This window comes from Cryobacterium frigoriphilum (assembly GCF_004403305.1).
Lineage (GTDB): Bacteria > Actinomycetota > Actinomycetes > Actinomycetales > Microbacteriaceae > Cryobacterium > Cryobacterium frigoriphilum.
This window is the reverse complement of record NZ_SOHE01000043.1, coordinates 1-10,713: the sequence shown is the minus strand read 5'-3', so window position 1 is coordinate 10,713 and position 10,713 is coordinate 1. Positions and strand designations below refer to the sequence as shown.

The 10,713-nt window shown below is 60.7% G+C and carries 10 protein-coding genes; 5 read left to right on the top strand and 5 right to left on the bottom strand.

The genetic code is table 11. From position 1 onward, the window contains the following. Positions 1-290: 290 nt before the first annotated feature. Both E3T55_RS09725 and E3T55_RS09720 read left to right on the top strand, forming a co-directional pair. Complete coding sequence (locus E3T55_RS09725) at positions 291-551, top strand: helix-turn-helix domain-containing protein (protein ID WP_134519375.1); 261 nt, start codon at positions 291-293, stop codon at positions 549-551. A gap of 477 nt (positions 552-1,028) precedes the next feature. After that, positions 1,029-1,205, top strand: coding sequence for a recombinase family protein (locus E3T55_RS09720; protein WP_134519374.1), 177 nt, complete (start codon positions 1,029-1,031; stop codon positions 1,203-1,205). A gap of 40 nt (positions 1,206-1,245) precedes the next feature. Here E3T55_RS09720 and E3T55_RS09715 read toward each other — a convergent pair whose 3' ends face one another. Further along, the gene (locus tag E3T55_RS09715; RefSeq protein ID WP_134519373.1) at positions 1,246-2,649 is read right to left on the bottom strand and encodes an MFS transporter; all 1,404 of its coding nucleotides are present in this window, start codon (positions 2,647-2,649) and stop codon (positions 1,246-1,248) included. Continuing rightward, entirely contained in the window at positions 2,649-3,359 is a 711-nt protein-coding gene (deoD, locus tag E3T55_RS09710) for a purine-nucleoside phosphorylase (RefSeq protein WP_134519372.1), read from the bottom strand. The genes E3T55_RS09715 and deoD overlap by 1 nt, the downstream gene beginning before the upstream one ends. 148 nt (positions 3,360-3,507) lie before the next feature. Here deoD and E3T55_RS09705 point away from each other — a divergent pair, with 148 nt between their 5' ends. Further along, complete coding sequence (locus E3T55_RS09705) at positions 3,508-4,299, top strand: GntR family transcriptional regulator (RefSeq protein ID WP_134519371.1); 792 nt, start codon at positions 3,508-3,510, stop codon at positions 4,297-4,299. A 321-nt stretch (positions 4,300-4,620) separates the two neighbouring features. Here E3T55_RS09705 and E3T55_RS09700 read toward each other — a convergent pair whose 3' ends face one another. The 3 genes from E3T55_RS09700 to istA form a co-directional block, all read right to left on the bottom strand. Beyond that, positions 4,621-5,262, bottom strand: coding sequence for a recombinase family protein (locus E3T55_RS09700; protein WP_134519370.1), 642 nt, complete (start codon positions 5,260-5,262; stop codon positions 4,621-4,623). 126 nt (positions 5,263-5,388) lie between these two features. Continuing rightward, on the bottom strand, positions 5,389-6,138 hold the full coding sequence (locus E3T55_RS09695; RefSeq protein ID WP_134519369.1) for an ATP-binding protein: 750 nt from the start codon (positions 6,136-6,138) through the stop codon (positions 5,389-5,391). Then, entirely contained in the window at positions 6,135-7,688 is a 1,554-nt protein-coding gene (gene istA, locus E3T55_RS09690; protein ID WP_134519368.1) for an IS21 family transposase, read from the bottom strand. Before istA ends, E3T55_RS09695 begins: the two co-directional genes overlap by 4 nt. Positions 7,689-8,434: 746 nt before the next feature. Here istA and E3T55_RS09685 point away from each other — a divergent pair. Together E3T55_RS09685 and E3T55_RS09680 are read left to right on the top strand one after the other, a co-directional pair. After that, positions 8,435-9,022: an SLATT domain-containing protein gene (locus tag E3T55_RS09685; protein WP_134473421.1), complete on the top strand. Its 588-nt coding sequence runs from the start codon at positions 8,435-8,437 to the stop codon at positions 9,020-9,022. Positions 9,023-9,024: 2 nt separating this feature from the next. Beyond that, the gene (locus E3T55_RS09680; RefSeq protein ID WP_134519367.1) at positions 9,025-10,335 is read left to right on the top strand and encodes a nucleotide-binding domain-containing protein; all 1,311 of its coding nucleotides are present in this window, start codon (positions 9,025-9,027) and stop codon (positions 10,333-10,335) included. The last annotated feature ends 378 nt before the right edge of the window (positions 10,336-10,713 follow it).

Sequence of the window (10,713 nt, the reverse complement as noted above, 5' to 3'; positions counted from 1 at the left end):
GACTTAAACGCCTGCTACCTGTAAACGATGCCGTGAGAGAGCCTGTAAACGAAGACCTGAGTGACGATGTAAACAATGACCTGAGAGTTCACATACCAACTCGCCGGACTACCGCTACCACCAAGGGCTACTCGCCACGTTGTCGCTCGGACAGAATTGCGATGCTGGCTACGGGATCGAATTTCGAGTCGCGTAGGACCCCCACTCGTCCCATGAGGGGGTCACCTCACGGGAATTGAGGCACGTTCGTCGGCGGTTGGGGCGAGCTGTGCAGGCGAGTATGAACACTTGTGCAGACGACTTCGAAAAATGTCAACTGCCACGACTGGCACCCCAGCTGGAACATCAAGCGCCAGCGCCAGCGCCAGCGCGAGGGCATTGCCCTGGCAAAGAAACGTGGCGTCTACCGCGGTCGTACCCCATCACTGGACACGGTTCGCGCGGCCGAGTTGCGCGAGAAGGCTGCCGCTGGCGTGCCGAAGTCTGTGCTTGCTCGAGAGTTTGGGATCAGCCGCGAAACCGTTTACGTCTATCTCCGCGCGAAAGCCTGAAAGAGTCTGCTTACTCCGCTGTCCAAAATGCCCGCGGCAGCTGACGAAAACCGCATTCCCGAGGTGGAGGCATGGTTCGCTCTGTTGGCGTCCGCCGTCGGGCCGACGGCCACATCTGTGGGAAGCGCCATGTATGCCGGCATGCTTGAAACGACCCGGGAGCGCGTGGCTGGCTGGCTGGCTGGAGCGCCTCGCCGAGGAGGGCGCGATCGACACCGAGGATATGTCGCGATCGACGACGGCGCCGCTGTCCCGGATCGATGGCATCGCTTTGGAGCTCCTGCGCCCAGGCCAGATGCCGAACCTGGCCACAGCACACGCGATTCTCCACGCGGATGTAGAAAACCTTATGCGTTCCACACCTCCCTTGTGAGGAGCGCGCGCGGGCCTGGTTCCCACTCGCGCGAGGAGACGCTCTAACCGGGGAGTGGCGCTTCGATCGATAGAATCCCCGGGGTGTAAACGGTGTACTCCAGCATGACCGGGATGCTTATCGGATACGCACGCGTATCCACCAACAACCATGACCGTACGGCCCAAAAGAACGCCCTCGTCGTCTTCGGGCTCTCACTTCAAAAGACGTTCATCGATCAGGGCTTCACCGGAAGTAACCAAGCCGGCCATGTTGAACGGAGGCCCCGGTTTATGACGTGACATTGGCTCGGCACGACGTCGAGCGGAATCAAACTCTTCACTATCTCAAAGTGTTCGGCTTCTCGGTGCTCTGACGCTCCAGGATCACGACGAAGACTCGGTAGAGCACCAGGCTGAAGGTAGCGACCGCCGTGAGAATTAACAACACTGATCCGTAGGAGGACGCTTGGTCGGCGCCGGTGATGCCATCTAGCAGGTTGGGTTTTAGCTTCATCAGGGTTGCGGTGTAGGCGATGCCGATTGGCACGGCGATGTTGATGGTGAGGTTGTAGAAGCCGATGGCGATACCCGAATTCTCGACCGGCACCCGCATAATGGCGGTCGAGACGAGTGGGCCGTACATCAACGCGAAGCTCATCCCGAACAGGATCATCGAGATCACGAAGATCCCGATCCACGTATCCACTAAGAGTGCCGGGAGCAGCATCGCGACGATGATCCCGATCAATGCGATGGTGATGGCTTGCTTGGACGTGAGGAACTTGGCGATCTTGCCGGTGGCCGAGCCGACTATCACGGCCGCGATGTACCCGGGGATCAGCAACAAGGAAACCTCGCCGAGGTTATAGCCGTAAACGTCGGAGACAAGGAATGGGAACATGAAGGTGTAGCCCAGTTGGACCGAGTAGATGACGAACACCACGATTATCATCAGCGAGTATTGGGCGTTGGCGAAGAACGCGATAGTGATCACGGCGTTGTCGTGGGTTCGGATGTGCCAGACGAAGAGGATCAGTCCCGCTACGACCGGCAGCAAATACCACAAGTTAAAGTTCTGCATGAACAAGATGGTGCCGGTGGCGAACACCGCGATTAGGAAAAGCCCGAACGCGTCCACGTGGCCGTCGTGTGTCGTCTCTGCGGGAACTGTACGCAGCACGACTGGGATGGCTAGCAAGGAAAGTAACGTGATTAAAAAGAAGGCTGCCCAGCCGATGTAGGTGGCGATGAAGCCGCTGCCGACGGTGCCGATCAGCAGCGACAATTGGAAGGCCGCGGTGCTGAAGCCTAGGTACTTCTTCTGCTCGTCGCCGCTAAAGTGCTTGGTGACATAAATCACGTAGAGGGTCTCGGCGGCCGCCAAGCCGGCGGTCTGAATCAGACGGCCGACCAAGATCAGCGAAAAATTAGTCTGGAAGATGAATCCGACGATCGAGCCTGCCGTCATCACGATGATCGCGAAGATGATGAGCTTTCGGATGCTGATCGAGTCGGCTAGTGCGGCGTAAACTACGGCACCGATACCAATCAGGATGCCGGCTAGGGTGGCTTGCAGGCTGACGGTGTCAACGGGCAGATTGAGATCTTTCGCTAACGCCGGCGACAAGAACTTGAAGCCATTGTCCAGCACCAGCGAGAAGACGAAGAGGGACAGCAGAATGGGTACGGCCCGGGTTGGTTTGAAAACCTGGAACGGACCCGGAGCGTTGGTCGCCGTGCCCATCAGACCAATTCCAACGCGATCTCGATCATCGCGGTGAAGGCGGTTTGCCGTTCCGCAGCGGTGGTCTCGGCGTTGGTGATGAGATGGTCGCTGACGGTAAAGATGCCAAGCGCATCGACGCCCGCGGCCGCGGCGTTGGCAAACAACCCCGCCGACTCCATCTCTACGGCAAGGATGCCCATCTTCATCCATTTGGTCATGGCATCGGGATCGGCGCCGTAGAACAGGTCCGACGAGAGCACGTTGCCGACGTGAGTACGCTGGCTGCGGTTGTCGGCGATCCGCTTGGCCTGCTCTAGTAGTCGGTACGACGACAGCGGCGCCCAGAAGCCGGGCAGGTTGAACTGGTGCAGGTAGTTGGAGTTGGTCGACGCACCCTGAGCGATGACTACGTCGTAGAGGTTCATGTTCGCCTGCATGGCGCCGCAGGTACCCACCCGGATCAGGTTCTTAACCCCGAAGAAATGGATCAGCTCATAGCTGTAGAGCGAGATGGAAGGAATACCCATACCCGTGCCCATTACGGACACAGGACGCCCCCGGTAAGTGCCCGTAAAGCCCAATATGTTACGAACCTCGTTGAAGCACCGGATGTCGTCTAAGTAGGTCTCGGCGATGAATTTCGCTCGCAGTGGATCCCCAGGAAGGAGGATTGTCTCGGCAATGTCCACCCCTTTCGGATTAATGTGCGGCGTGCTGGTCGTGACCATAGTGGGGAACGGATCCTTCGCCGTTGACGGTGATTCGGCCTTAACGCTTGTTGAACTCACGTGGACTCCTTTGTCTGGATTACAGTATGAGGTTATACCTCTTGAGTAAGATGTCACATATGATATTGTCGGGCAACAAGGAGGTCGAGTGACGACACGTTTGGAACCCCACCCGTTCTTGCAACAGCAACTTCGTCTCGCCGTCGGCCAACCGATTCGGGTCGCCATTTATACGCGGCTTGCTGAGGGGATCCGCTCTGGCGCATTCCGGCTCGGTGAGATGCTGCCCAGAGAAACAGAGCTCTCGATAATGCTTGGCGTCAGCCGCACGCCCGTACGCGAGGCGCTGATGCTCCTCGAAGAAGACGGGTTGCTGGTCACCCGGCGCGGAGTGGGGCGATTCGTCACGGACGCCCTTCCGCACGGCGGGCTGGAGCAGATGCGACCATTTGAGGTTGTCTTAGCGGACCCGACCATGACAATTACGGTGCAGCCGGTGCGCTTCGAGTTGGAAAAGGTAACAGACTTCGTGTCCAAACGGCTCGCGCTGGACCCGACTGCTAACGCTTGGATCCGCGAGAGCGTCTTGCTGCAAGACGGCCTTCCCGTTGCGACTGTTCAAGAGCATCTCCCTGCTGGGCGCTACCTCAGTGATGTGAGTGCCCGAATCGCATCCGAGCTTTTGGAAATCGCTGCCGAGCCACGGACGCTCCTCGCATCCATGCAGGCCAACGGACACGTCTTTACAAACGGCGTGTGCCAGATCGTCGCAACCGATGCTGGCCCCACACGGGCGAAACTGCTGAACGTGAAGCCGTCGGCGGCGGTCCTCATCTTTACTCAGACCGCGGAGCACCGCGGAATGCCGCTCTACGCCGCGAAGTGTGTCGTCGCACCCGGTCACGGGTCGCTGTCGATAATGCAACGCAACCCGAGCTAGTGGCGCTTCACGGTGGAACTGGGACGTGACTCATATTGTCTTCGATCAGATGGTTATCGTCCTGAGAACAACCCCACCGCGGTGGGTTCGGTTGAGCTTGTCGTAGCGGATGGTGATGCGGCGCTATTGCTTGCATACGGCGAAATAGTATTCGATGACGTTGTGGCGCTTGCAGGCGTCTTTGTCGGGTCCGGGACGGTTGGTCATCGTTGTGACTGCTCGTTTTGCGGTTGATGATTTGATGTGATAGCGCCAAGGTCACGGTTTCGCTACAGCGTTTCCAGGGCAAAATCAAGCAGTCAGAGCAACGTAGGGTTTTGCTTAGAGTAGTAGCTGGTTGAGGCAATACGGGGCACGTTCGGACGCCTCAGATGACTCAGTGGTGAGGTCCAGTGCCCGCGTTCGGCGATAAAAAGTTGCACGAGACATTCTAAGATCTCGGGCAACTGTTGTCGCTGTCTCTCCACCGTCGATGAGTCGACGAGCGTTGCGGACTTGGCTGTCGGTGATGATCCGTGGGCGGCCGCCTAAATCCTTGCCGGCTTCGCGGCGTTTGTTGATGGAGTCGACAATACGCTCTCGTTTGATTTCGTGTTCCATCTGCCCGAGCGCTGCCATGATCGTGACTAGCAGGGACCCCATCGGTGTCGCAGTATCGACATCGCCACCACCCAGGTTGAGTACGCGAAGACCAGCGCCGCAACCGCGGGGCTGTTCGGCGAACGTGAGCATGTTCTGTGTTGACCTCCCGAGCCGGCCCAGGGTCGTGATGACGAGGGTGTCGCCGTCTTGGAGTGCGCCGAGCGCACGGCCGAACTGGGGCCGTGATGCTCGAGCACCGGAGATGCCGTGGTCGACGTAGAGGTCGTTACGCCGGACGCCAGCGGCGAAGATGTCGATCTGATACCGGTCGGTGGACTGCTGTCGCGTGGACACGCGCGCGTAGCCGGTCAGTTTAGTCATTTCTGCTCCTGGGTGAGTATTTGATGCTTTGAGAGCCACCCGATCGTGCGGTTCAGAGCCACCGTTCGTGCGGAAGAGAGCCAGTGGTGGTCCGGCTGGGAGCCACTGGCTCTCTTCGCCGGTTCGTTAGGCGCTGGTGAGGGCCGCTTGCTCTCTCATGTTGTAGGTGCCGGTCTCGACCCAGATGGTGTTGTGGATGATGCGGTCCATGATCGCGTCGGCGTGAACCCCGGAGCCGAGTCGCTGGTGCCAGTCCTTCTGCTGATACTGGGTGCAGAACACTGTCGAGCTCTCGCCGTAGCGGCGTTCCATCAGCTCAAGCAGCATGCCGCGCATCGATTCCGTCGGGCGGTCAAGCAACCACTCATCAATGACGAGCAGGGTGAAGGAAGCATATTTGCGCAAGAACTTTCCGCTGCCGCCGGTGGTGTCTTGGGCGGCCACCCAGGCTTCCTCGAGGTCGGGCATGCGGACGTAGTGAGCGCGGATGCGGTGTTCGCAAGCGCGTTTGGCGATCGCGCAGCCCAAATACGACTTCCCCGATCCGGTGAACCCCTGAAACACGACGTTCTGCTGCCGGGCCACGAACGAACACGTCCCGAGCTGGGTCAGCAGCTGCCGGTTCAAGCCCCGCTCGTCGAGCAGGTCGATGCGGCGGAGATCTGCGTTGGGATAGCGCAACCCCGCCCGCCGGATCAGCCCGGCGACCTTCGAGTGCGTGAAGGCGGAGTAGGCTTCATCGACGACCAACCGGACCCGCTCTTCAAACGACAAACTGATGCTGAGCGTCTCGTCTTGGGTGTCGATCGCCGCGAGCAACTCGCCAGCATTCATCTCCCGCAGCTTGCGCTTGGTCTCTGTGTCCAGCGGGCTCATCGGGTGCCTCCGGCGTAGTAGGCGCTGCCGCGGACGTAGCCGCCGTCATCGGGTTCCGGCTTGTCGGGGACGTGGCCGGTTTTGTCTTGTCCGGTGTCGAGGATCGGCCGTAGGTGCGCATACCTCGGCGAGCGAATTGGGCCCCGCAACGCCAGCGCGCAGGCCGCCTCGACCCGAGTCGGCGAGAACCGGCGGGACAGCCGCAACACTGCCAACGCCGGGTCGTAACCGGCCTCCTCGATCGACGCAGCTTCGAAGATCTTCCTGATCACTGTGACCATGGCAGGTCCCATCCGGGCCGCCCACTCGTCGATCCGGGTCCGATCCCAGGCCTGAAAGCTGCGGCCCTCGGGCAGGTCCGCGTCGTTTGTCTGATGCTGGTTCGTCGTGCTTGCTGGCAGCAGCAGGTGACTGGTCAGGCGTTCGTCGTTGCGATAGACCTCCAGCATGGTGTCCGTGATGCGAAGGTCGACCTGCGCGCCGATGTGGCTGAACGGAACGGAGTAGAAGTTCCTCGCCCAGACCACGTGAGCGTTCTTGTTCACTTTGCGCTTGTAGGACCACGTGCTGATCTCGAACGGGGCCGCCGGTAACGGTTGTATCAGCGGCTTCTCCTCGGTGGTGAAGACACTCAACCGGGACCCGTCCCGTTTCTGGAACGGCTGGCGGTTGTAAGCATCGATTTGCTCGTAGATCCGGACCCGCAGCTCGGGTAGGGATGTGAACTGCTCCTGCCTGAGGCTAGCGATGACCCAGGTCGCGACATGCGAAACTGTGTTCTCAACGCTCGCCTTGTCCTTAGGTGCCCGGACGCGGCCCGGCAGCACCGCGGCAGAGTAATGCGCCGCCATCTCACGGTAGGCGTCGTTGAGAACGATCTCTCCCTCTCGAGGGTGAGAGATCACCCCAGTCTTCAGGTTGTCGGGGACCAGGCGCGGGACGCTGCCGCCGAAGAAGGAAAACATCGCCACGTGGGCGCGCAGCCACGACTCCTGCCGCATATCCAACGCGGCCTCCACGAAGGCGTATCGGCTGAACGGCAGGCATGCGACGAACAAATACACCTTTGAGATCTCGCCCGTCGTCGGGTCCAGCAGTTGCATCGTGGGCCCGGACCAGTCAACCTCGATGCTGCGGCCGGCCTTGTGACCCACGCGCGACGTCGCGCCCGAGACGGCGGCGAAGTCGCCATAGAGCCGACAGAACCGGTCATAGCTCATCACCGCCTGCGCCTGACCCGATGTGTCGACGTACTCCTGGTGCAGCAGCTTCAACGTCACCCCGACCCGGGCCAGTTCGGTGTGCACCCGCCCCCAATCCGGCTGCGCGAACACGGACTCGTGCACTCCACGGCCGGGAAACAACACCGTATAGACCTCGGCCTCCGGCATCTCCTCGACGTCGTCCCAGCCGAGGCCGAGCCTGTCAGCCGTCTCAAGCACTGTCTGGACGCTATTGCGAGCGATGCCCTGCGCCGACGCGATCGCCCTACCTGACAAGCCTTGGTTGCGTAACTGCAAGACGAGTTTCGCCTTGATCTTCCGTACCATTACCGGTACTCCTTCCACCACGTGGCCCTCACGTGATGGAAGGAGCTTTTCAGGTGGCTCTCAACAACACCAACTATGGCTCTGAAGCACACGATTCATGGTTTGGTACAGCGGCCTTCACGGGCACCACCCCCGGCTCCCTCGGAAGCCAATATTCACCTGGGGCGTCTCCTAACCAATGGCGAGCACCACAGTTCAAGCATGCGGTTATGCGACGTAGTTATGAGAATCGGCGCGCCGCACGATTCCGGCGAACGTGGGGGAGCCAAGGCGTGGGCGTGAGCCGTCTTGTATCCCTAGGGTTTCGAGACGCCGACACCGGTTCTGTGAGTGTCAGAAATTATGCAGAGTATTCCTGCGCGCGCGGCCGCCCGTCAGGATTCGGACGCATGGCCCCCGGGCAGGGAGCCTTCCCTCGTCACCCACCGCCGTCAGCTTTAGCAAGGCTTCGATATGCGGCCGGTCAGGCTTCTGTCCTTAACAGTGAAAGCGAGTGAATTCCGCACGTGGGAAGCGATCACGGTTTTGTGAAACTGACCTGCTTGCTGAGAACAGAGTCACTGACTCCCAACGAGTTTCGGTTTGCCGAAAAGTCCGCGGTGGATCGCTTCATCGAATACGGCAACCGCCATTCTGGCTCAAAGACGTGCTGTTCGTTCCAGGATGTCGGAGGTCACCGCCATACTCAGACCGGGGGCATTCGCTGGATGTGTGTGCTTCGACTGTTCAAGAGTGCTCGGAGCGAAATGATCAACGATGACGCCGGCCGCGACCGGTACCTGCTTGCCCAGGGGCGCGAGGCCTTCGGGCGCGTGGCGTACACCCACAAGACCCACGAGAAGCAAGCGGACATTTGCTTCACCAAGCACCGCTGGCAGCAGGGCGTGCTCATCGCGCTGACCGCGGTCAGCTCCGGCACGTTCCTGGTCGCCGTGGTGAGTCAGCTCGCCAGCACAACCACGACCAGCCTCATCACCGCCACCGTCGCTGTACTGGTGACCTGGGTGACGCTTGGGGCCAAGACGTTCCGGTTCCACGAGGAGGCCGAGGCGCACCGAGACATCGCGTCGCGACTGTGGGACGTGCGCGAGTCCTACGTCTCGCTCATCGCCGACCTGATGTCCGGTGAGATCGCGGACGTTGATGCCCGGGCTCGCCGCGACGAGCTGCAGGAGACCACCCGCGCGGTCTACTCGTTCGCGCCGCGGACCACCCCTAAGGCGTACGGCCGCGCTCAGAAGGGCCTGAAGTTCAACGAGGAGCTGACGTTCTCCTCCCGCGAGCTCGACCTCCTGCTCCCCGAGGCGTTGCGGCTCAACGAAGGCGAGGTCTGAGGATGGACACCTCCGAGATCTTCGACGGGTTGCTGGCGAACCTCAAGGTGGGGCAGAAAGTCGCGGCGATCCGAGCCCGCCGTGACGAGATCACCAAAGCCCTGAATAAGGACTTCCGCGGTAAGGACGCCTGCGTCGACTACAAGCTGATGATCGGCTCCTTCGGACGGCACACAGCGATCAAATCCATCTCCGACCTAGATATGATCTTCATCCTGCCGCCGGGGCTGCGCGACGGGTTCTCCGACGCCAACGGCCCTCGCCGGATGCTCGAGCGCGTGCGCAACGTGCTCAGGGCGCGGTACACGAACACCGACATCCGGGTCGACCAGTGCGTTGTACGCGTGCAGTTCGCGTCCGACGCGTTCAAGTTTGAGGTTCAGCCTGTGTTCGAGAACCCCGACGGCAGCTTCGACTACCCAGACACCAAGGCCGACGGCTGGAAGACCACCAAGCCGCGCGCGGAGATTGCCGCGACGAAAGAGTGCAATGACCGAACCTCGACGAATATGCGTCACCTCGCCCGGATGGCCCGGGCCTGGAAGAACGCGAACGGCGTGAATCTAGGCGGCCTGGTTATCGACACGCTGGTCTACAACTTCTTCACGCAAACCGACGACTACGATTCCGCGAACACCGCAACGTTTGACCTGATGTCCCGGGACTTCTTCGCGTTCCTCATGGACGAGCCGGAGAAAGACTATTACCTGGCGCTGGGTAGCCGGCAGCGCGTCTACGTCAAGGCCAAGTTCCAGGCCAAGGCGAAGAAGGCTTACAACCGCTGTGCCTCTGCGATCGAGAACGAGGGCAAGACCGCATCGGTCAAGAAGTGGCGCGAGGTCTTTGGCACCAGCGTGCCGCTGACGGTCAGCGAGGCCGTTCTCAAGGCCTCGGCTAGCGGTTTGCGGACGGGCACCGAGGAGTTTATCGAGGATCAGTACCCGGTCGACATTACCGAAAGTGTGTCCATCGACTGCGAGGTCACCCAAAACGGCTGGCGACCGCTGTGGCTGCGCGCGATGGGGCGTGTCGGAGTCCCCCTCAATGCTGGCAAGCACCTGAAGTTCCAGGTCGCCAGCTGCACGGTTTCCGAGCCGTACACGCTGCAGTGGAAGGTGCTCAACCAGGGCCCGGAGGCGGAGCGTCGCAACGTGATCCGCGGCGACATCATCGATTCAACACAGCCCGGTATCCGCAAAGAGAGCTCGATCTTCCGCGGCGAGCACATCGTGGAGTGCTACGCCATCAAGGACGGAATCGTCGTTGCCCGAGACCGCATCGACGTGCCGATCACCACAACCGCAGACGTTTGAACCAGACCGAGCGCGTCGGAGCCTGCCCCGACGAGCTCGCCCCGGGCAGTGCAAGGTTATGGTGCCGGATCTCGGGCGTTCCGAGTCTCTCCACGCAGCGCTCGAATGTGTATCGTTGCTTTCTGTCTCGTAATGCATGGGTTACGAGACGGCCCGAACGGTCGAAACGCCGTCGCGTTAAAGGCACCTGAGCGCGAATCCTCAACGGGCAGGTCATACGGGCACCTCCCGAGCAAGCGCCATGCGGCACCCAGCTGTCGCGGGGGAGTATCCGTAGGGGGTCCCCCTGCGACACAACGTTGGCGTCGTCGGTTGCCGGCTGTTTTGGCCCAGATCTGTCGCGTTCGTCGTTGGGTTTATGGTGCCCGTCGTTGATGG